The organism is Serratia proteamaculans, assembly GCF_013337185.1.
Taxonomy (GTDB): domain Bacteria; phylum Pseudomonadota; class Gammaproteobacteria; order Enterobacterales; family Enterobacteriaceae; genus Serratia; species Serratia proteamaculans_D.
Genome location: NZ_SWDE01000001.1, coordinates 1,368,393 through 1,389,219, shown reverse-complemented (window position 1 = coordinate 1,389,219; position 20,827 = coordinate 1,368,393). Strand labels below are relative to the sequence as shown.

Genomic DNA, 20,827 nt, shown 5'->3' with positions numbered 1-20,827 from the left:
CAAACTCCCCAAATTACAGCAAGTAAAATTGTTAGTGTGATAAGTAATTGGCAAACTCGGTGGTCTGTGGATTCTTGAAGTGGCTGGCATCGCCTTGTTCCACTACGTGGCCGTTTTCCATATACACCACGCGGCTGGCGGTTTTGCGCGCCACTTCCACTTCGTGGGTCACGATCACCTGGGTGATCCCGGTGCCGGCCAATTCGCGAATGATGCTGACGATTTGGGCGGTGATCTCAGGATCCAGCGCGGCCGTCGGTTCATCAAACAGCAGAACCTGCGGTTCCATCATCAGCGCACGGGCAATGGCTACACGCTGTTGCTGGCCACCGGAGAGGTGCAGCGGGAAACGATCGGCAAAGTCGGTCAGACGCAGGCGCTTGAGCAGCTTGTCGGCACGCTCCATCGCCTGAGCCTTGGTCAGGCCCAGCACGCGGCAAGGTGCTTCGATCAGGTTTTGCACCACGGTGAGGTGAGGCCAGAGATTGTATTGCTGGAATACCATGCCGACGTTCTGCCGTAGCTCGCGAATGGCTTTTTCGCCCGGAGCCTGCTTAAAGTCGAATTGGTTACCGGCGATCTGCAGTTGGCCCGAACGTGGCATTTCCAACAGGTTCAACACCCGCAATAACGAGCTTTTCCCCGCGCCGCTTGGACCGAGCAGCACTAAGGTTTCCCCTGCTGGGCAATCCAGCGTGATGTCAAACAGCGCCTGATGTGCGCCGTAATAGCAATTGATACCGTTAAGTTGAATGCTCATGCGCCAGAATTGAATAGATATTGATGCCGCGAATGTTAACTTCCACAGAATACTTATGCAATCTTTGCGCGTTAAAATTTATTACTGCGCGGCAGAATAGTAAAAGAATAGCACAAGATACCGCGAGTCAGGTTCGAAGGGGGGATTTGTCGTGCATGCTGTGAGGCAGGTAGCGAAATTTCTCAAATTGAACAAATATTGCGCGCAATCAAGGTATTTATCTAACCACCGGTACCCACAAGGGCACCGGTGGTTGAGTTGGCTTACTGGTTTTCCAATACCTGACGCAGCGTACCGCTGGCGGCGTGCGGTGGCACGTTCAGATAGCGGATATCGTCCACGACCCAACAGGTGCCTTCGCGCACCATAAGCACTTCATCCTGCCAGTTGACTGCGCTGCCACCGTCTTTCTGGTAGCTGAGCTGAACGCGCAACGGGATATTTTTGGCATCGGTATTAGGAATGGTCGACGCGCTGGCGACGGTGGCGCTGGTCGGCCCCTGAGCATTGCCGGTAAACAGATCGCCGGTGACCTGATGTTTGCCCGGATTCTGGTTAGCGGTCACCAGATCCTGGTACAGCACTTTACTCAGGTAAGGCTGCAATTGCGCCAGACGGTTGCTGTCCGGCAGGGTAGTACCGGCACCTTGTTGCAGGCGCAAATCGTAAAATTTCTGTGCAACCGCATCCGGGCCGCCTTCCACACAACCGCCGGTACGGGTGCCGATATCCTTGAATGCCGGTTCAACGGTGGTGCAGGCACTCAGTAACAGCGCTAAGGGAATAACAGCCGCAATCGTTTTTGTTTTCATCTCATTACCTTATGTGAAAGTCTCTACCATGAAGACCACTAGCCTACAGTATAAATGCGATTTCTGGCCTTGCATTCGTAGTGCGTGCCATTTCAATACAGAACATAATGCTAAAACGATGGTCAGATAAATGCCATGAATCAATCAAGCAAGGAGTTTTGATGCAGCTTTCAACCACCCCGACCCTGGAAGGGTTTACCATTACCGAGTACTGCGGCGTAGTCACCGGCGAGGCTATTCTGGGTGCCAATATTTTCCGTGATTTCTTTGCCGGCGTGCGTGACATCGTCGGTGGTCGCTCCGGGGCCTATGAGAAAGAGCTGCGTAAAGCACGCCTGATCGCCTTCAAGGAACTGGAAGAGCAGGCACAAGAGTTGGGTGCCAACGCGGTGGTCGGTATTGATATCGATTACGAAACCGTGGGTAAAGACAGCAGCATGCTGATGGTGACCGTCAGCGGCACCGCAGTGAAAGTCAGTCGTTAATCCCTTCTTTCACGCCCCGGCCTCCGCCGGGGCGTCATATCTTTAATCAGCCCTGCGGGATTCAATTTTTAATGGCCGGCGTTCCTGCTGTCTGACTGCGGGGGCCGGGCGATGCTCTGTCTGTATCCGTTGCTGATGGAACGGGTTCCGCGGGGTATCAGAGCGTTGCTGAACCGGCTGCGGGCGGGAAACCGGGGCTACGGGCGCGCTACGAACCACCGGTTTAGTGGCTGCGGGCCGAGTCACCTGTTGTACGGCCTGAGGCGCGGTTGTGCGTTGTTTGGGCTGCTGTGTTGGCCGTTTTTCTGTTTGCTGAACCGGCGCTGCTGATTTTCGCGTTTGCGGCGGTACCGCTGCGGGTGCCGTAGAGTTGAATTTAGGCAGGGTCATCTGTGGCTGAGCATGGGCCGAGGGTGTTACTGCACGGGGGGCGGCTACCGTTCCCGTATGGGTAAAGTTAGGTGTAGTCATTGGCTGGCGCGTATTAACCGCGGCGGCCTGCTGGGCAAAGTGAGGTTGTTGCATCGTGTTAACGTTAGGAGCCGGACGGGCCGTCGGTGCGGCAATACGCGGTGCCTGAACCATCGGCGTGTTGCGGTAGTTATTCACGGTGTTGCTACGGTTCACATTATTAAATTGATTGATATTGGTGACGCGGTTAATCACCGTGGTGGAATGCGAAATATAGGGCGCGTTGTTGTAGACCACCGGCTGACGCCGATTATTCCAGTGCACATCCCAGCTATGCCAGTCGTCATGATGGTTTTCATTAATCAATGCACCGACCACGATCCCGACACCAAAGCTGATCACTCCTGCCGCCACCATATCGCCGCTGCTATAGCCGGGTGCACTTGGGTATTGGTAGCTCGGGTAGGCCGGTACCGGTGCGCCATAGGCTACCCAGGGGTCGTAACGCGGTACATAGACCACATTCGGCTGGCTGGGCTCAATCACAATGGTTTGGGCCGGAGCCGCCACTACGGTTTGTGGGGAGGGCTGCTGTTCAACGTATTGCGTGGCCGGGGTGACTATCACCTTTTGCTGCGGTGAGGTTTTCAGCGTGCCTTGGGTGGCGGCGCGTTGACGCATCACCTGAATGGCATTCATCACGTCGGTAGGATCGTTGAGATAGGCACTGCCCAGTTCCGTGGTCCAGGGGATATTTTTAGCCATTTGATCCAGCACGTCAGGAAATTGTACCAAGCCACGCACGCTCGGGTCCCAGGGCTGAGCGTCTGCGGCCGTGGCGAGCGCCGCCGGTTGCAGGCTACGATTTTGTGCCAGCCAGTTATCCGCCGTGCTGATCTGGTCGGGATACCCGGCACCGGCCAGCACCTGCGCTAACAATTTGTCAGGAAAAAGCGCCACCGGGCTGACCAACTGGTAGAGTTGATCGGCGCTCAACGGCGTGTAGGCCGGTGCTGCCGCGGGGGAGGTGGCTACTGCGGAAGATGTGTCTGCCGCCGGAGCGGTAGCTGCAGACGGCGTGGCCCCCATGGCGTTGGCCACTGTTTTTTGGTCACAACCGCTGAGCGGGAGCATGGCGATACAGATCAGCCATGAGAGGTAGCTTGGCTTGAACATGAGTGACTCGCTTATATCAGCGCAGATAATATGATTAGCCTAACAGCTGAAGTGCAATCTGCCAGTCAAGCGCAACACTCGCTTGCACATCAGGCTGGTCTGTCATCATTTATTGATTACAATGATTATTGGATACAGATTAATCAATTCGGGTTACAAATTCGGCATAGCTGACACACAGGAGGGATTCGTGAAAATTTGGCCAGGGATATTTGCCGTAGCGCTGCTTGCAGGCTGCCAAAGTGCGCCGCAGGACACTATCGTCGACCATGGCGGCTATCAGCTGGAAACGCTGCATCAGGCCCAGGGCGCAGACCAGCGCATTCGTTTCCTGGTGATGCATTACACTGCCGAAGACTTCCACTCCTCATTGAAAACCCTGACGGATGAACACGTCAGCGCGCATTATCTGTTGCCGGCACATCCGCCGTTGGCGCAGGGCAAGCCGGTGGCATTTCAACTGGTGCCGGAAGCGTTGCGCGCATGGCATGCCGGGGCCAGCAGTTGGCGCGGCAGAACCAACCTTAATGACACCTCGATTGGTATTGAGATCGTCAATCGCGGGTTCAACCGTACCCTGCTGTTTACCCACTGGCAGCCCTATACGCCGGAGCAAATAGCCCTGTTGATCCCACTGAGCCGCGATATTATCCAGCGCTACGGTATTTCGCCAACGGACGTGGTGGGGCACAGCGATATTGCGCCGCAGCGCAAGCAGGATCCCGGCCCGCTATTCCCCTGGCAACAGCTGGCGCAGGCGGGCATAGGCGCCTGGCCGGACGAGGATCAGGTGCAGAAACTGTTGGCCGGGCGGGATAAGCATGCCGAAGTGCCGCTGGCACCGTTGATGGCCAAGCTGGCGAGTTACGGTTATGGCATCGATGCGCAGTGGGATGCTCGGCAGCAGAAAAACGTGCTGGCGGCGTTTCAGATGCATTTCCGGCCCAGCGATTATCGCGGTGAGCCGGATGCCGAGAGTGAGGCGATTGTCGACGCGCTGTTGCTGAAATACGGAGCCGCCCGTTAATTACAGACCGTGCAGTTTGCCGTGATCCTTCAGCCAGCGGGCGGTGCGGGAGATACCTTCATCCAGCGAAATAATTGGCCGGTAGTCCAGTTCTTGCTGGGCACGTGTGGTATCCAGCGTCAGATCAAAATTGAGCTTGGCGACGCCATAGTGGGTCAGTACCGGCTCTTTTTCACTTTTGCTGCCGAGCTTTTCCATGCCACGCGCCATCATGTCCAGCATTGGGTAGGGTACCGAGCGGATCCGACACTTCATGCCCAACTCGTCGATCAACTGCTGCACCACGCTGCGTAGCTGACGCGGCTGCTGGTTGGTGATGTTGTAGGCACGGCCCGACGGGGTATTTTCTTTTTGGGTCGCCAGCCACATGGCATGCACTGCGTTTTCCAGATAGGTCATGTCCACCAGCGCGGCACCGCCGCGTGGCAGCAACAGATTGCCGTAGCGTTTGATCATCTGTAACAGACGCGGCAGCATCACCTTGTCGTGCGGTCCGAATAGCCCCTGAGGGCGCAGGATGGTGAAGTGGGTCTGCGGATTGGACAGTGCCAACTGTTGGATCACTTGTTCACCGGCGGCCTTGCTGCGGGCAAACTCGTTGGCGTAGCGTACAGGGCGGAAGTCTTCGGTAACGTTGCGATGGTGATGGTAGTCGAAGTAAACCGCCGGCGAAGAGATATGGATAAACTGCGAAACGCCGTAGGCCGCCGCCCATTCGCCCAGGCGACGGGTAGCGCGCACGTTGGCCAGTTCAAAGGCTTCTTCGGTACCCCAGGGGGAAGTGAAACTGGAGCAGTGCCACAGCACGTCCACATCGGCCAGCATGGCTTTGGCCTGCGATGAGATCAGATTGGTGAGATCGGCATGAATGAATTCCGCACCCATTTTTTCCAGCAGACTGCCCATCGCCTGGTTGCGACCGGTGGCGCGTACTTTGATGCTCTGACGGCGCAGATATTCAACGGCGTTACGGCCTAACCCACTGGTTGCACCGGTGACCAATACCTTCATAACGAACTCTATTCTCACCAAAAATCAGAATGCTGACGGCCTTCAGCGGCGCTCCAGCAAATAAGATGCCATTCTTCCGTTATTTCGTGCTCTATGCAATCGGAAAGGACCTAACCGCAGCAGCAAAGTGTGCGGTTGATCGACAATTGAACACCTGAATACTGCCTATTACGGCAGATTGCGCTGATGTTCTTCGGCCAGTTTGGCAATACGCCGGGCCATCCCGCGGAAAATAAACAGATGAGCGGGCATCATGGCGAACCAATACAGTAGTCCGCTAAACCCGGCGGGGTGCCACCAGGCCCGTACGTCCAGGGTTCGATGGTCGCCGTGATCCTTGATGGTGAAAGCGAGGCGCCCCAGGCCGGGGGCTTTCATACCGAACAGCAATGCCAGTAACCGCTGTGGTTTGAGGGTGATCACCTTCCAGCCGTCGACGACGTCGCCAACCTCCAGCGTGTCGCGCTGTGGCCGGCCATAAACCACGCGATTGCCAATCATATCGTCCATACGTGCGCGGATCTGCCACAGGATATTGGCGTAAAAATAGCCCTCTTTGCCACCCAGTTGCTGCACCGTATGCCACAGAGCCTGGCTGGATGCCTGGGTTTCTATCGAGCAACCCGCCTGCTTCGGATAAAAACCATAGCCCGGCCGCCAGCGTGCCCGCGCTTCCGGGTCGTAACCCCAGTCGGCGGAATCGACCACCTCTTCTTCGCGTTGCAGGGTGGCCGTCACCGCCTGATCGAAGGTCTGCAGCGTCTGCGGGATCAGCGCCTGCAGCGGTTTACCGTCGGCGGGCAGATCGTGGTTCAACCCCTGGATCAACGCGCTGGCGATTGACGTGGGCACCGAGGTGATCATGCTGATAAACCAGACCGAGATAAAACGGGTCGGCAGCGGGATCGGGATCAGCCAGCGTTTTTTACCGCTGATGGCGATGAAGCGTTCGAACATGGTTTGATAGCTGATGTACTCCGGGCCGGCAACGTCAAAAATACGACTTTCTTCCGCCGGATGGGCCAGCAGATCGGCCATATACACCAGCAGGTTTTCCAACGCTACCGGTGAAGATTTTGAACGTACCCAGCGTGGCGGAGTCAGCACCGGCAGGTTGTAAACCATATCGCGCATGATTTCGAACGCGGCCGAGCCGGGGCCGACAATAATACTGGCTCTTAGCTCGGTGACGGGAACACCACTCTGGCGCAGGATCTCCCCGGTCAGCTTGCGTGCCACCAGGTGTGGTGAACTGTCGCCTTCGGGTTGCAATGCGCCGAGAAAAATGACCTGTTTGACGCTGGAATTGCGCAGCGCGTCACGCAGGTTTTCAGCGGCCTGGCGTTCCTTTTCAATAAAATCATCGCCGTCGCCCATACCGTGGATCAGGTAATAAACCGCGTCGATCTCCCACAGCGCGGCGGTCAGGGTTTCCGGCCGGTAAACGTCGACATATTGGCAGTTAACCTGCGGCCAGTGCTGTTCCTGCAGCCATTCGATACGACGCGCGGCGGCGGTAATGTGATGTCCCTGTTCGATCAGGTGGGGGATCAGGTTTTGGCCGATATAGCCGCTGGCTCCAAGAACCAGTACGCGTTGAGCTGTCATTAGCGCCGCCTTTGCGGTGAAAGTCTGTTTAGCATAGTCACAGGATGCCAAACTCGTGGTTTAAATGCACTTTTTGTGTGGTTATGTGGGCATTGCATCCGCTGACAGGGGGCGTCACACTACCCGCCGTTTGTCTGCGCTAAGCCGGAAGCTATGAAACTCAATGCTGTTTGTTATGCCCTGTTGGGGCTGGCGCTGATCGCCAGTTTGTTTTTCCTGCATCCGATCTGGATGTGGTTGTTGTTGGCTAACCTGCTGACGCTGGTGGTCTACGCTGCGGATAAGTTTGCTGCACGCAGAAGCTGGCAACGGGTGCCGGAAAGCACGCTGCTGGTGTTCGGGCTGGTGGGCGGTTGGGTGGGAGCGATAGTGGCGCAGCAGGTATTTCGCCATAAAACCCAGAAACAGCCGTTCAAGAGCTGGTTTATCGTCAGCGTGGTGCTGAACATTGCGGCGACGCTGGCGATTTGGTACTGGGTTTATGGCCGCTGGATACTCTGAGGCGGGGCGCGTTAGCGCCCCGTACAGGCAAGGACTCAGGCGTGCTGCCGGAGGAACTGCTGCCATAAATCGACCACCTGCTGCAAATCCTGACGGCTGACGTCAAGGTGGGTCAGAATGCGCGTCAGTGGCCCGCTGCTGATCAGCACGCCGCGCTCACGCATCCAGGGGCCCAGTTTGGCTGCCAGCTCTGGTGACTGGCGCAGGTACAGCACGTTGGTTTGCGCGCCCGGTTCAACAATCTCAACGCCAATCTGTTGCAACTGCTGTTCCAGCCATTTGGCATTGTCGTGGTCTTCACGCAGGCGTTCGACATTGTGCTCCAGCGCATAGAGACCGGCCGCAGCCAGAATACCGGCCTGGCGCAGACCACCCCCGGTCATTTTACGCCAGCGCAGGGCCTGCTGGATAAAGGCTTCACTGCCGCACAGCAAGGAACCCACCGGGGCACCCAATCCTTTCGACAGGCAAATGGTGAAGGTGTCGCAGTACTGCACAATCTCATTCAAAGGCACATTCAGCGCGACGGCGGCGTTAAAGATGCGTGCGCCGTCGATGTGCAACGCCAACTGATGTTCACGGCTGAACTGCCAGGCTTGCTGCAGGTATTCCAGCGGGAGCACGCGGCCACTGATGGTGTTTTCCAGGCTCAGCAGGCGAGTTTTGGCAAAGTGGATATCGTCGGGTTTGATGGCCGCCGCGACCTTATCGAGCGGCAGGGTGCCGTCCGGGTTAGCTTCAATCGGCTGTGGTTGGATGCTGCCGAGCACCGCCGCACCGCCGGCCTCATATTTATAGTTATGTGCCTGCTGGCCGACAATGTACTCGTCACCGCGCTGGCAATGGCTCAGCAATGCCACCAGGTTGGCCTGAGTACCGCTTGGCAAGAACAGCGCCGCCTCTTTACCGGACAGGCGAACCGCCTCTGCCTCCAGAGCGTTGACCGTGGGGTCATCGCCGTAAACATCATCACCCACTTCCGCCTGGGCCATGGCATCGCGCATAGCGGCGCTGGGGCGGGTCACGGTGTCACTGCGTAGATCAATAAGCATAAAAATCCTTTATCCCCTTCATCTTTCAAGCCGCAGCGGTGTTGGCTGTACATGCTCACCCCAGTCACTGACTTGAGTCAGCTCCTGGGGATTATCATGCTTGCCGCCTGGCTGCAACTTGAAATCTGTTGGGGATAGTTTTAGCTGAAAGAGGACACGATTATTAACGCAACCAGTTGGTTTTTGCCAGCTCGACCACTTCGTCACCGCGGCCGTTGATAATGGCGCGCAGCATATACAGGCTAAAGCCCTTGGCCTGCTCGAATTTGATCTGCGGCGGCATCGCCAGTTCCTGTTTGGCGGTGACGACGTCCAGCAGTGCCGGGCCGGGATGCGCCAGCATTTCCTGCAGCGCACCATCCAAATCAGAAGCTTTCTCCACGCGAATGCCTTTGATGCCGGCGGCGTTGGCGATTGCTGCAAAATCAGGGTTGTGCAGATCGGTGCCGTCGGTCAGGTAGCCACCGGCCTTCATTTCCATCGCCACAAAGCCCAGCACGCTGTTGTTGAAAATCACAATCTTGACCGGCAGTTTCAGTTGCGCCAGCGACAGGAAATCCCCCATCAGCATGGTGAAGCCGCCGTCGCCGCACATGGCGATCACCTGTTTGTCCGGTTCGGTGGCCTGTGCGCCAATCGCCTGTGGCATGGCGTTAGCCATCGAACCATGGTTGAACGACCCGAGCAGGCGACGTTTGCCGTTCATCTTCAAATAGCGGGCCGCCCACACCGTTGGCGTGCCGACGTCGCAGGTGAAGATGGCGTCATCGTTGGCGTACTGACTGAGCTGTTGCGCCAGATACTGCGGGTGAATCGGCTGATCGTCATTGGCCGTCGCCAGCCCGTCGAGATCCTTGCGCGCCGTGCGGTAGTGCTCCAGCGCCTTGTCGAGAAATGCCCGGTCGCTCTTTGGCTCTATCTGCGGCAGCAGAGCGCTGAGGGTGGTATGGATATCTCCCACCAGCGCCATATTGACCGGGCAGTGTGCGCCGATGCTGCCGGGGTTGATGTCAATCTGAATGATATTGGCATTGGTCGGGTAGAAGGCGCGGTACGGGAACTGGGTGCCGAGCAGCACCAGGGTATCGGCATTCATCATGGCGTGGTAGCCGGAAGAGAAACCGATCAGCCCGGTCATGCCGACGCTGTAAGGGTTATCCCATTCGATATGCTCTTTACCGCGCAGCGCATGAACCACCGGAGCCTGTAACAGTTCGGCCAACTTGACCACTTCGTCATGCGAGCCGGCGCAACCACTGCCGCACATCAGCGTAATGTTCTTCGCCTTGTTCAGGGTCTCCGTCAGCTTGTTCAGTTCGCTCATTGGCGGCTGCACCAGCGGCAGTGCCGGGGTGTGCCACACCATGCTGGCGTCTTCCGGTGCCATACGCAGCGCCACGTCGCCCGGCAGGACGATCACCGATACGCCGCGATTGAGGATCGCCTTACGCATGGCGATTTCCAGTACCCGGGGCAACTGTTCCGGGTTGGAGACCAGTTCACAGTAGTGGCTGCATTCGCGAAACAGTTCTTGCGGGTGGGTTTCCTGGAAATAGCCGCTGCCGATCTCGCTGGAGGGAATGTGTGCGGCAATCGCCAGCACCGGCACATGGTTGCGGTGGCAGTCGAACAGGCCGTTAATCAGATGCAGGTTGCCGGGCCCGCAGGAGCCGGCACAAACCGCCAACTGACCGGTCAACTGGGCTTCTGCACCGGCGGCGAAGGCGGCGACCTCTTCATGGCGGGTTCCCAGCCATTCGATGGTGCCCATACGGTGCAGGCTGTCGCTGAGTCCGTTGAGCGAATCACCGGTGACGCCCCAAATGCGTTTCACACCGGCCTGTTCCAAAGTTTTGGCGATCAGTGTGGCTACGGTTTGCTTCATAGTTCCCCCAAATATGATAGAAATACCCTGTTTTTTCAACTAATTGAAATCCATTGGGTACAGCTTTTTAGATATTGAGCAGATGAACCTGATAAAAGCCTGGAACCGGGAAAGTGTAGAAGGGGAAGGTAAAGCTTGCTTGCCGATAAATGCCCCATCCTGACCGACGGGGCGCAAATATCAGGCGAGGGTGACGTCACCTTGCAGTTGGCAACTGCAGGCCAGCACATAGCCCTGGGCGATTTCAGCCGGGGTCAGGGTCATGCTGCTGGTGGTGGTGTAGTCACCTTCGAGGATGCGGGTTTTGCATGATCCGCACACCCCGGCGCGGCAGGCGGCGTTGACCGGCAGCGCATGGGTCTCCATTGCTGCCAGTAGCGTGCTGCCAACCGGTACACGAAACTCACGCAGAGGGCGCGCGGCGCGCAAGGTTAATCCTTCGCCCTGTTCACCATCGGTGGCTGTCGGGGTATGGAACTGCTCTTTATGGAAACGGTCGGCTGGCACGCCAAGCTGCAGGCAAAGCCGTTCTGCCTGGGTCATATAGGGGGCCGGGCCACAGGTCATCACGGTGCGTTCGGTGATATCCGGCGCCGCCTGGCGCAGCACTTCGGCACTGATTCGCCCATTGAGATAACCCGGTTGAATGTCCTGTTCGGCCATCAGCGTCAGCCGCAGTTGCGGGTGGCTGGCGCACAACTCGCGCCACTGCTCGGCAAAAATGGTATCGGCGGGAGTGCGGACATTAAAGATCACCGCGATATCACAGGCAGGACGGTTCGCCACCAGCCAGCGACACATGGAGATGATAGGAGTGACGCCGCATCCGGCCGCCAGCATCAGGTAGCTGTCCGCCGGATGTTGTACACAGCTGAACTCGCCTTGCGCATCGGACAGCCACAGGGTGTTGCCGGGTTTGACTTCGCCGGTTAGCCAGCGTGAACCCGTGCCGTCCGGCAGGCAACGCACACTGATGCTGAGAAAGCGGCTCTGGCCGGGCGAGGAGGACAGCGTATAGGCGCGCAGAGTGTCTTCGCTATTACGGATACTGACCAGCGCAAACTGGCCGGGTTGATAAGGGTAATAAACATCGCAGATCAGGTTGAGTGTCCAGACGTCGGCGGTTTCCTGCTGGATCGAATGTACCTGCATGCGGTTGGGGCAAAGTGGGCTGGGTTGGGTCATAGGGCACCTCAAAAGCAAAGGGGCCGACATCGGCGGCCCCGAGAAACAGTGGCATTAGCCGAGCAGGGCTTGCAGATCCTGATCAACGGTGGTGATCGGGCGCATACCGAATTTATCGTTCAGGATCGCCATCAGGTTGTCGGTCAGGAAGCCCGGTGCGGTCGGCCCGGTGACAATGTTTTTAACCCCCAGTGACAATAGCGTCAGCAGAATGACGATTGCCTTTTGTTCAAACCACGACAGCACCAGGCTCAATGGTAGTTCGTTCACCGAGCAACCGAGGGTGTCGGCGAGTTTGACCGCCAGCATGATGGCGGAATAGGCGTCGTTACACTGACCGACGTCCAGCAGGCGTGGCAAGCCTTCCAGGGTACCGAAATCCAGCTTGTTGAAGCGGTATTTGCCGCAGGCCAGCGTCATGATCAGGCAGTCTTGCGGAACGCTGCGGGCGAAGTCGGTGAAATAGCTGCGCTCATCGCGGCTACCGTCACAGCCGCCGACCAAAAAGACGTGACGCAGTTTCTTTTGCGCCACCAGGTCAATCACCGTATCGGCCGCATTGAGCAACGTTTGGCGGCCGAAGCCGACGGTGATCATATGTTCGATTTCGGTATAGGGGAAGCCACCCATGCCCTGCGCCTGAGCGATCACCTGGCTGAAATCTTCACCTTCCAGATGGTTAACGCCCGGCCAGCCGACGATGCTGCGCGTCCAGATACGATCGCCATAGTTACCGACATTAGGATCGATAATGCAGTTAGAGGTCATCAGGATCGGGCCGGGGAATTTGGCGAACTCGGTTTGCTGGTTCTGCCAGCCGCTGCCGTAGTTGCCCACCAGATGTTTGAATCTTTTCAGTTCCGGGTAGCCGTGCGCCGGCAGCATTTCACCGTGGGTATAAACGTTCACGCCCTGGCCCTCGGTTTGCTCAAGCAGCATGCGCAGATCTTTCAGATCATGACCGGAGATCAAAATCGCCTTGCCTGCCACCGGGCGCACGTTCACCGCACTTGGCACCGGATCGCCGTAGGCCTGAGTCTCGCCGTGATCGAGGATCGCCATCACGTTGAAGTTCATTTTGCCGATACCCATGGCGTTGTTCAGCAGGGTATCTACGTCACGTGGCTGGGTGCCGAGCCAGGCCATAAAGGCGTGGTAGTCGGCGTAGATTTGGTCATCGGACTGACCCAGTACGTGGGCGTGCTCCATATAGGCCGCTGCACCTTTCAGGCCGTACAGGCACAGCATGCGCAGGCCGTGCACGTCGTCGCCGACCTCGGCTTTATCGCTATTCAGGGCAAACTGCGCGGCCTGCTGTAGCAGCGAAGGCATATCATCACCGGCCAACTGCAGGCTGGCCAATGGGTGTTCGACATGGACGCTGGCGTCCAGCAGACGGCAGCGGGTGGCCAGGGATCCGCGCAGGGCGATGGTTTCGCGTGCGTAACCGATGATGCGATCTGAATCGAAGTTGACGTTGGTCAGGGTAGAGAAGAAAGCACGTGGGGCAAAGCTGTCGATATCATGATCGACAATCCCGAGCGCCCGCGCTTGCAGCGCCCAGGCGGAAAGCCCCTGCAACGCCGCGACCAGTAAGTCCTGCAGGTCGGAGGTTTCCGCCGTTTTGCCGCACATACCCTGGGCATAAGAGCAGCCGTTGCCTGCCGGGGTACGGATAGTTTGTTCACATTGCACACAAAACATAATCACTTCCTTTTTAAAGTTGCATTTGTAATGCTTGTTTAAGAGCATAGATCGGCAACCGGGGCTTAAAAAGGCTTTTGTGATGCTACCAAGGGCAAGTTTGATTTAGCGCAATTTTACCGTGCGGATGGGAATTATTACGCTTTCCGGGGGCTGCCCCCCGGAGAAGGGTCAAGAGAACAGGGCGATCAGTACCGGTGCCAGCAGGCTGAGTAGAAAGCCATGCACAATGGCCGGAGGCACTATCTCCATCCCCCCGCTGCGTTGCAATACCGGCAGGGTAAAGTCCATGGAGGTGGCGCCGCACAGACCCAGTGCCGAGGAGCGGCTACGACGTACCAGAGTAGGGATCAGCACTATGGCTACCAGTTCACGCGCCAGATCGTTAAAGAAGGCCGCACTACCTAACACCGGGCCATAGGCATCGGTGATTAAAATGCCGGAAAGCGAATACCAGCCGAAACCGGACGCCATGGCCAGCCCGGCCTTAATCGGCAGCCCCAGCAGTTGCGCCGCCAGAGCACCGCCGGCCAGTGAACTGATCACCACCACCACGGCCACTATCATGCCACGCCGGTTGAGCACGATTTGGCGTAGTGTCATGCCGCTGTTGCGCAGCTGGATGCCCACCAGCAGCAACAGGAAGATCAAGGCGTACTCGCTGCCCTTGTTGGCAAATTGCAGCCATTGCCACTGTGTCAGGCCGAGCAGGAAACCGCCGAGTACCACGCCGCAAAGCTTGAGCGATTCGAGCGCCATATGCAGGCGTGAGGGCAGTTTTTCCTGTTTATGGCTGTTGTGCCACGGCATTTTGCGTTCCAGCAGTGCCAGCATCAGCAAACTGGCGGCGAGAATGCACAGGAAAAACACCGAAGCATACTGGAATATCAACACCAGGTTGCTGCTCAGATCCTCCAGAAACGCCAGGCTGATACCCATGAAAAACAGGATCACGTAGACCATCCAGCTCAGCAGGCGGTTGATGGTTTGCAGTAACGTCCGGCTACGTAGCGCAATGAGGTAACCGGCAATCAGCGGTAACAGAATAATCAGCAGTCCTGAATACATGGTGAAGCTTGCGTCCTTTGTTCTGAGGGCGGCGCCTGGATGAGCGACGAGGCCCCACACGCTAACCAAAACCACGTCTGGAGTAAAGCGGCAGATTTGACGTCGTCCGCTTGACCTGCAAGGGGTTTTTTGACCATGCTCTGAGGAGGCCACCCCATAAGGACGGTGACCGCGCGCACGGGAGGCGACAGATGTTCTTAGAGCGAATCGAGATTGTAGGTTTCCGCGGTATTAACCGGCTGTCACTGATGCTGGACGACAACACGCTGCTGATCGGCGAAAATGCCTGGGGTAAATCCAGCCTGCTTGACGCGCTGACCCTGCTGCTGGCACCGGAACCCAAGCTGTACCGTTTTGAAGCGCACGACTTCCATTTCCCGCCCGGTGAGGAAGAGGCCAAAGATCGGCACCTGCAGGTGGTATTTACCTTCTGCGAGAAAGATATCGGCCATGCTCATCTACCACGTTACCGCCACCTGTCGCCGCTGTGGGTCAAGGGCGGGGATAACCTGAACCGCATTTATTATCGCTGCGAAGGTGAACTGGCCGATGACGGCACGGTTTGCACCTGGCGCGGTTTTCTTGATGCCGAAGGCAACCCGATGCAGTTGCACCATATTGAGCAACTGGCACACGCCATTATCCGTATCCACCCGGTACTGCGCCTGCGCGATGCGCGTTTTATCCGCCGCCTGCGGCCCAGCACGTTGAATGATGAACACCCGGCCGATAATAAGGCACTGGCCCAGCAGTTGGATCAACTGACGCGTGAGCTGGTACGCAACCCGCAAAAGCTGACCAATGCCGAACTGCGCCAGGGGCTGGCGGCTATGCAGCAACTGTTGGAACATTACTTTGCCGAGCAGGGATCACAGGTGACGCGACCGCGCCGACAACGGCTGGGTCAAGATCAGGATCAGCAGGCATGGCGCTCGCTGGACAGTATCAACCGTATGGTGGCCGAACCCAATAGTCGCAGCATGCGTCTTATTCTACTGGGTATGTTTTCTACGCTGTTACAGGCCAAGGGCAGCGTCAAACTGGATCCGCACGCCCGGCCGCTGCTGCTGGTGGAAGACCCGGAAACGCGCCTGCATCCGATCATGCTGTCGGTGGCCTGGGGGCTGCTTAACCAATTGCCGCTGCAACGCATCACCACCACCAACTCCAGCGAACTGGTCTCCCTGGTGCCGGTTGAGCACGTTTGTCGGTTGGTGCGTGAGTCGGGGCGGGTAGCCACTTATCGTCTTGGGCCACGCGGGCTGGGGCCGGAAGATGGGCGGCGCATTTCCTTTCATATTCGTTTTAATCGGCCGTCGTCGCTGTTTGCCCGTTGTTGGCTGCTGGTAGAAGGCGAAACCGAAGTCTGGCTGCTCAACGAACTGGCGCGCCAGTGTGGTTATCATTTTGAGGCGGAAGGGGTACGGGTGATCGAATTCGCCCAGTGCGGCCTGAAGCCGCTGCTGAGGTTCGCCCGGCGTATGGGCATTGAGTGGCATGCGTTGGTGGACGGCGATGAAGCAGGGCGTAAATACGCCGGCACCGTCCGCGGCATGCTGGATAACCATGAGGATAACGAGCGTGACCGGCTGACCGCGTTACCGGCGCCGGATATGGAACACTTTATGTTCCGTGAAGGTTTCAGCCCGGTTTATTACCGGGTCGCCTCGGTACCCAGCAATGCGCAGATGCCGGTACGCAAGGTGATCCTCAAGGCAGTGCATCACTCTTCGAAGCCCGACCTGGCGATTGAGGTGGCGATGCAAGCGGGCGAGTGGGGCACGGACTCGGTGCCGCCATTGCTGAAAAAAATGTTCTCACGTGTGATCTGGCTGGCGCGTGGCCGGGCCGACTAGGCCCCGGCAAAACAAGGCTGGGTGCTGAAGTGCTCGGCCATCCCTTGTTCCAGCTGGTCCAGCAATTGATAACGACGGCGGTATTCTGCACGCTTTTTGCTGACCACCTCATCGATAGGTTTACGGGCGATCTGTTCCGGCAGCAGGAAATAGCCGCTTTCCAGCATTTTGCCGCCCATTGATGTCCAGAATTGATCGTAATCGGCATGCAGCTGGTCTTTCTTTTTACTGTGATAACGCCAGTTCTGATAGATATGGGTAGCGTTGCCGACCGCTACAATTTGCTGAATGCCCATATGGCGCGCCAGAGTACAAATCCCTTCCAGCGCCAGGCGTTTCGGGAACAGACCGTGACACTCTTTGGTGGCCTGCTGGATTTCTGCATGTGGTACCTGCTGATTGGCCCCCTGTATTCCTCCGATAAACAGCGTCGGTCGCTGCTGATAGTGCACCAGTGCGAAGGTGATTTCGGCCAGCATGATGCCGTTGGCGTTACGCAGCAGCAAGGTGACTTCCCCTTCCTTATTCAGATGATCGATGGACGCCAGTTCCAGTGAAACCGTTTCGCCGCTCTTGCCACTGGCTTTGGCCAGTACAAAGGTTTTGTTCAGATGACCGAGCAGCATTTTCATCGGCATGCGTTGCTTGCTGAGAGCGTAATGATCGCGCAGGGCGAACAGGCTCTCGATTTTGCTCATATTCGCCGCCAGATAAGGGCGATGCAGTTTGCAGGGCAGATTGGGTTGCGCCTTCAGTATTTCATCCAGCAAAGGATTGGATGCCAGGGTGTTGAGCAGGGCGCTGGTGGTCGGCCAGCCAAATAATGAACGGCCGATAAACTTCAGGCGAAATGATGTTTTCTTCCAGGCTTTGCTGGGTGCCTTGTCGCCATTGGCCAGCGCCGTCATCAATTGCCAGCCGTTAAGCGGGCGTGCAGATACGAGTGGATAGCTGAGCTGAGACATGATGAAATCCTTGGCTGTGTTGAATGGCGCTATTTCACCAAGCCTTCACTAAACGGGAGTTCAATGCAGAATGTAACCAAGGGTGTCTCCACATTGTGTTGAACCAAGGTTTAGTTATTCATCACCGTGCGTGATAATTTAGCCCCGCTGCCGCCGTTGGCAGCATGAATTGCAACAGGCAGGAACCTATTTTGACGTGGTTTAAAGGACATAAGCGACGCTGGGTCATGGCGCTAATCGTACTGGTGGCGATCGTGGCGATGGCGGCCTGGCACTTCAGCCACCCGGCCCCGACGCCATTTAAAACGGTGAAGGTGGCCAAGGGCGATCTACAGCAAAACGTACTGGCGACCGGACAGCTTGACGCGGTACGCAAGGTTGACGTGGGTGCGCAGGTCAGTGGGCAGTTGGAAAGCCTGTATGTCGAGATCGGCGACCGGGTGAAAAAGGGCCAGTTGCTTGGGGTGATCGATCCGCAGCAGGCGCAAAACAGCATCCGTGAGGGTGAGGCGACGTTGCGTGAGCTGCACGCCCAGTTGCAACAGGCACAGGCTGAGCAACAGCTGGCGGCGGTAACGCTGCAGCGTAATCAGGCGTTGGCCAAATTGCAGGCGGTGTCGCGTCAGGATCTGGATCAGGCGGCGACACAGCTGGCGGTGAAGAAGGCGCAAGTGGGTACCATTCAGGCGCAGATCGCCAGGAATCAGGCCAGCCTGGATACCGCCAAGATCAATCTGGCGTTTACCCGTATAGAAGCACCGATGGACGGTGACGTGGTGCAAATCACCACGCTGCAGGGCCAGACGGTGATTGCCGCGCAGCAGGCTCCGAACATTTTGACGCTGGCGGATCTCAGCACCATGCTGGTGAAGGCTCAGGTGTCGGAAGCAGACGTCATCAGCCTCAAGCCGGGTCAAAAAGCCTGGTTTACCGTGCTGGGCGATCCTAACCGACGCTTTGACGGCGTGCTGAAAGATATTCAGCCCACACCGGAAAAGGTCAATAACGCCATCTTTTACTATGCGCGTTTTGAAGTGCCCAATCCCGAGGGATTACTGCGACTGCAGATGACGGCGCAGGTGCATATTCAACTGGCGGGCGTCAATCAGGTGCAGGTCATTCCTCTGGCAGCGTTGGGCGATCAAATCGCCGATAATCGCTACCATGTTTCGATATTGAAACAGGGCAAGGAGGAAAAGCGCGAGGTGGCCATTGGCCTGCGTAATAATATTGACGTGCAAATTCTCAGCGGACTGAACATTGGCGATGAAGTGATTGTCAGCCGCGGCGGCGCGGAGGCTCTCTGATGGCCGCGCTGTTGGAATTGAGCGGTATCAGCCGCAGCTATCAGTCGGGCGATCAAACCGTAGCGGTGCTGAAGGACGTGAGCCTGAGCATCAACGCCGGTGAAATGGTGGCGATTATGGGCGCCTCCGGCTCCGGCAAGTCGACGCTGATGAATATTCTTGGCTGTCTGGATAAGCCCAGCGCCGGCGTTTATCGGGTGGCCGGGCAGGACGTGGCGACGCTGGATGGTGATGCGCTGGCCCGGCTGCGGCGTGAGCATTTCGGTTTTATCTTCCAGCGTTATCATTTATTGCCTCATCTGAGCGCGGCGCATAATGTTGAGGTTCCGGCGGTGTATGCCGGGCTGGGTAAGGCAGCGCGGCGCGAGCGGGCGATTGCGTTGTTACAGCGTTTGGGACTGGGTGAACGCGTTGGCTACCGGCCAAGCCAGCTTTCCGGTGGCCAGCAGCAGCGGGTCAGTATTGCCCGTGCGCTGATGAACGGGGGCCAGGTGATCCTGGCGGATGAACCGACCGGCGCCCTCGACAGCCATTCTGGCGAGGAGGTGATGACCATCCTCAAGCAACTGCGTGAGCAGGGGCATACGGTGATTATCGTCACTCACGATCCGGCGGTGGCCCAGCAGGCTGAGCGGATCATTGAAATTCGCGACGGGGAGATCATTGCCGATTCACGCCCGGATCGGCAGAGCAACCCGAACGCCAAACCGCTGGAGATGGTGGCACCGGCACCGTCCTGGCAGCAAACGACCGGCCGTTTTCGTGAGGCATTGGTGATGGCCTGGCGGGCGATGGCGGCAAGTAAAATGCGCACCGCGCTGACCATGCTGGGCATTATTATCGGCATTGCCTCGGTGGTGTCGATCCTGGTGATCGGCGACGCCGCCAAACAGATGGTGCTGGCGGATATCAAGTCCATCGGTACCAATACGGTCGACATTTACCCCGGCAAGGACTTCGGCGACGACGATCCGACCTTCCGCCAGGCACTGAAATACGACGATCTTGAGGCACTGCGTGAGCAGCCTTACGTCAATGCATTGTCCCCAACGATTGCCAGCAGCATGCGGTTGCGCTTGGGTAACGTCGATGTGGCGGCCAATGTTACCGGAGTCAGCGAACAGTTTTTCCGCGTCTACGGCATGACCTTTACCCAGGGCGTCGGTATCGATCAACTGCAGGTGCAATCGCAGTCGCAAACGGTGGTCATCGACGCCAATACCCAGCGCCGGTTATTCCCCAATCAAAAAGATGTGGTAGGCCAGGTGATCCTGGTGGGCAATATGCCGGCGACGGTGGTTGGGGTGGCGAAAGAGAAGCAGTCGATGTTCGGCAGCAGCAAGACGCTGAACGTCTGGGTACCTTATAGCACTATGGCCAACCGACTGATGGGCAACGCCTATTTTGATTCGATCACCGTGCGTATTCGCGAGGGCTACAATAGCCAGGAAGCGGAGCAGAAGTTGACGCGTTTGCTGACGCTGCGCCATGGCAAGAAAGACATCTTCACCTATAACATGGACAGCCTGGTGCAGACCGCAGAAAAAACCACCCGCACGCTTCAGTTGTTCCTGACGTTGGTGGCGGTGATTTCACTGGTGGTTGGCGGGATCGGCGTGATGAACATCATGTTGGTGTCGGTGACGGAGCGCACTCGCGAAATCGGCATTCGTATGGCGGTAGGCGCTCGCTCCGGGGACGTGTTGCAGCAGTTTCTGATTGAAGCGGTACTGGTGTGTCTGGTGGGGGGCGCCCTGGGCATTACGCTGTCGTTTGCCATCGGCCTGCTGGTGCAGCTTGTCCTGCCGGGCTGGCAGATCAGTTTCCCACCGGCGGCGTTGTTGAGTGCGTTTGTCTGTTCTACCGCCATCGGCGTGGTGTTTGGCTATCTGCCGGCGCGCAGCGCGGCGCGGCTTAACCCGATTGACGCTCTGGCACGCGAATAACAAGCCAATAAAAAATGCCAGTCATACGGCGGCTGGCATTCTTTTCGCTGTTTCAGACTGACTCGGTG

General features: G+C 57.5%; 17 protein-coding genes. 6 read left to right on the top strand and 11 right to left on the bottom strand.

Features of this window, described 5'->3' with window-relative positions; translation table 11 throughout:
- Positions 1–31: 31 nt before the first annotated feature.
- Both artP and FCL49_RS06470 read right to left on the bottom strand, forming a co-directional pair.
- A complete protein-coding gene (gene artP / locus FCL49_RS06475; RefSeq protein WP_012006089.1) occupies positions 32–760 on the bottom strand; it encodes an arginine ABC transporter ATP-binding protein ArtP in 729 nt (242 codons plus the stop codon).
- A gap of 263 nt (positions 761–1,023) precedes the next feature.
- Positions 1,024–1,572, bottom strand: a complete 549-nt coding sequence (locus FCL49_RS06470; protein ID WP_174352872.1) for a lipoprotein — start codon at positions 1,570–1,572, stop codon at positions 1,024–1,026.
- A gap of 161 nt (positions 1,573–1,733) precedes the next feature.
- Between FCL49_RS06470 and FCL49_RS06465 the strand changes: the two genes are divergently transcribed.
- Positions 1,734–2,057, top strand: a complete 324-nt coding sequence (locus tag FCL49_RS06465) for a heavy metal-binding domain-containing protein (protein WP_037426521.1) — start codon at positions 1,734–1,736, stop codon at positions 2,055–2,057.
- A gap of 42 nt (positions 2,058–2,099) precedes the next feature.
- On the opposite strand, the gene FCL49_RS06460 is transcribed toward FCL49_RS06465, so the two are convergent.
- Entirely contained in the window at positions 2,100–3,644 is a 1,545-nt protein-coding gene (locus FCL49_RS06460; RefSeq protein WP_174352871.1) for a DUF3300 domain-containing protein, read from the bottom strand.
- A gap of 190 nt (positions 3,645–3,834) precedes the next feature.
- Here FCL49_RS06460 and FCL49_RS06455 point away from each other — a divergent pair, with 190 nt between their 5' ends.
- A complete protein-coding gene (locus FCL49_RS06455; protein WP_368040106.1) occupies positions 3,835–4,671 on the top strand; it encodes an N-acetylmuramoyl-L-alanine amidase in 837 nt (278 codons plus the stop codon).
- Here FCL49_RS06455 and FCL49_RS06450 read toward each other — a convergent pair whose 3' ends face one another.
- Positions 4,672–5,682 (bottom strand): NAD-dependent epimerase/dehydratase family protein, encoded by a 1,011-nt coding sequence (locus FCL49_RS06450; protein WP_174352869.1) that lies wholly within the window; start codon positions 5,680–5,682, stop codon positions 4,672–4,674. It lies immediately after the preceding gene.
- 168 nt (positions 5,683–5,850) lie between these two features.
- Positions 5,851–7,290: a DUF2867 domain-containing protein gene (locus tag FCL49_RS06445; RefSeq protein ID WP_174352868.1), complete on the bottom strand. Its 1,440-nt coding sequence runs from the start codon at positions 7,288–7,290 to the stop codon at positions 5,851–5,853.
- A gap of 153 nt (positions 7,291–7,443) precedes the next feature.
- On the opposite strand from FCL49_RS06445, the gene FCL49_RS06440 reads away from it, so the two are divergent.
- Positions 7,444–7,791 (top strand): DUF1294 domain-containing protein, encoded by a 348-nt coding sequence (locus FCL49_RS06440; protein ID WP_174352867.1) that lies wholly within the window; start codon positions 7,444–7,446, stop codon positions 7,789–7,791.
- Positions 7,792–7,826: 35 nt separating this feature from the next.
- Here the strand turns inward: FCL49_RS06440 and ltaE are convergent, their stop codons facing one another.
- The 5 genes from ltaE to FCL49_RS06415 form a co-directional block, all read right to left on the bottom strand.
- On the bottom strand, positions 7,827–8,843 hold the full coding sequence (gene ltaE, locus FCL49_RS06435; protein WP_174352866.1) for a low-specificity L-threonine aldolase: 1,017 nt from the start codon (positions 8,841–8,843) through the stop codon (positions 7,827–7,829).
- A 163-nt stretch (positions 8,844–9,006) separates the two neighbouring features.
- On the bottom strand, positions 9,007–10,728 hold the full coding sequence (gene poxB / locus FCL49_RS06430; RefSeq protein ID WP_174352865.1) for a ubiquinone-dependent pyruvate dehydrogenase: 1,722 nt from the start codon (positions 10,726–10,728) through the stop codon (positions 9,007–9,009).
- 180 nt (positions 10,729–10,908) lie between these two features.
- A complete protein-coding gene (gene hcr, locus FCL49_RS06425) occupies positions 10,909–11,913 on the bottom strand; it encodes an NADH oxidoreductase (protein WP_174352864.1) in 1,005 nt (334 codons plus the stop codon).
- Positions 11,914–11,967: 54 nt separating this feature from the next.
- On the bottom strand, positions 11,968–13,617 hold the full coding sequence (gene hcp, locus FCL49_RS06420) for a hydroxylamine reductase (RefSeq protein ID WP_174352863.1): 1,650 nt from the start codon (positions 13,615–13,617) through the stop codon (positions 11,968–11,970).
- A gap of 171 nt (positions 13,618–13,788) precedes the next feature.
- Positions 13,789–14,685, bottom strand: coding sequence for a lysine exporter LysO family protein (locus FCL49_RS06415; RefSeq protein ID WP_012006100.1), 897 nt, complete (start codon positions 14,683–14,685; stop codon positions 13,789–13,791).
- Between the two features lie 191 nt (positions 14,686–14,876).
- On the opposite strand from FCL49_RS06415, the gene FCL49_RS06410 reads away from it, so the two are divergent.
- Positions 14,877–16,541, top strand: coding sequence for an ATP-dependent endonuclease (locus FCL49_RS06410; protein WP_174352862.1), 1,665 nt, complete (start codon positions 14,877–14,879; stop codon positions 16,539–16,541).
- Here the strand turns inward: FCL49_RS06410 and FCL49_RS06405 are convergent.
- A complete protein-coding gene (locus FCL49_RS06405) occupies positions 16,538–17,506 on the bottom strand; it encodes a VirK/YbjX family protein (RefSeq protein WP_174352861.1) in 969 nt (322 codons plus the stop codon). The two genes, FCL49_RS06410 and FCL49_RS06405, sit on opposite strands and share 4 nt — an antisense overlap.
- A gap of 191 nt (positions 17,507–17,697) precedes the next feature.
- Between FCL49_RS06405 and macA the strand changes: the two genes are divergently transcribed.
- Positions 17,698–18,813: a macrolide transporter subunit MacA gene (macA, locus tag FCL49_RS06400; RefSeq protein WP_254611011.1), complete on the top strand. Its 1,116-nt coding sequence runs from the start codon at positions 17,698–17,700 to the stop codon at positions 18,811–18,813.
- Positions 18,813–20,759, top strand: coding sequence for a macrolide ABC transporter ATP-binding protein/permease MacB (gene macB / locus FCL49_RS06395; protein WP_174352859.1), 1,947 nt, complete (start codon positions 18,813–18,815; stop codon positions 20,757–20,759). Before macA ends, macB begins: the two co-directional genes overlap by 1 nt.
- Positions 20,760–20,827: the final 68 nt, after the last annotated feature.

Bases quoted from the DNA above. Each gene is read 5' to 3' on its own strand.
- poxB (WP_174352865.1), bottom strand. From the start codon at position 10,728: ATGAAGCAAACCGTAGCCACACTGATCGCCAAAACTTTGGAACAGGCC.
- FCL49_RS06470 (WP_174352872.1), bottom strand. From the start codon at position 1,572: ATGAAAACAAAAACGATTGCGGCTGTTATTCCCTTAGCGCTGTTACTG.
- FCL49_RS06410 (WP_174352862.1), top strand. From the start codon at position 14,877: ATGTTCTTAGAGCGAATCGAGATTGTAGGTTTCCGCGGTATTAACCGG.
- FCL49_RS06460 (WP_174352871.1), bottom strand. From the start codon at position 3,644: ATGTTCAAGCCAAGCTACCTCTCATGGCTGATCTGTATCGCCATGCTC.
- FCL49_RS06465 (WP_037426521.1), top strand. From the start codon at position 1,734: ATGCAGCTTTCAACCACCCCGACCCTGGAAGGGTTTACCATTACCGAG.
- FCL49_RS06450 (WP_174352869.1), bottom strand. From the start codon at position 5,682: ATGAAGGTATTGGTCACCGGTGCAACCAGTGGGTTAGGCCGTAACGCC.
- hcp (WP_174352863.1), bottom strand. From the start codon at position 13,617: ATGTTTTGTGTGCAATGTGAACAAACTATCCGTACCCCGGCAGGCAAC.
- macB (WP_174352859.1), top strand. From the start codon at position 18,813: ATGGCCGCGCTGTTGGAATTGAGCGGTATCAGCCGCAGCTATCAGTCG.
- FCL49_RS06440 (WP_174352867.1), top strand. From the start codon at position 7,444: ATGAAACTCAATGCTGTTTGTTATGCCCTGTTGGGGCTGGCGCTGATC.
- FCL49_RS06445 (WP_174352868.1), bottom strand. From the start codon at position 7,290: ATGACAGCTCAACGCGTACTGGTTCTTGGAGCCAGCGGCTATATCGGC.
- FCL49_RS06405 (WP_174352861.1), bottom strand. From the start codon at position 17,506: ATGTCTCAGCTCAGCTATCCACTCGTATCTGCACGCCCGCTTAACGGC.
- hcr (WP_174352864.1), bottom strand. From the start codon at position 11,913: ATGACCCAACCCAGCCCACTTTGCCCCAACCGCATGCAGGTACATTCG.
- ltaE (WP_174352866.1), bottom strand. From the start codon at position 8,843: ATGCTTATTGATCTACGCAGTGACACCGTGACCCGCCCCAGCGCCGCT.
- FCL49_RS06415 (WP_012006100.1), bottom strand. From the start codon at position 14,685: ATGTATTCAGGACTGCTGATTATTCTGTTACCGCTGATTGCCGGTTAC.
- artP (WP_012006089.1), bottom strand. From the start codon at position 760: ATGAGCATTCAACTTAACGGTATCAATTGCTATTACGGCGCACATCAG.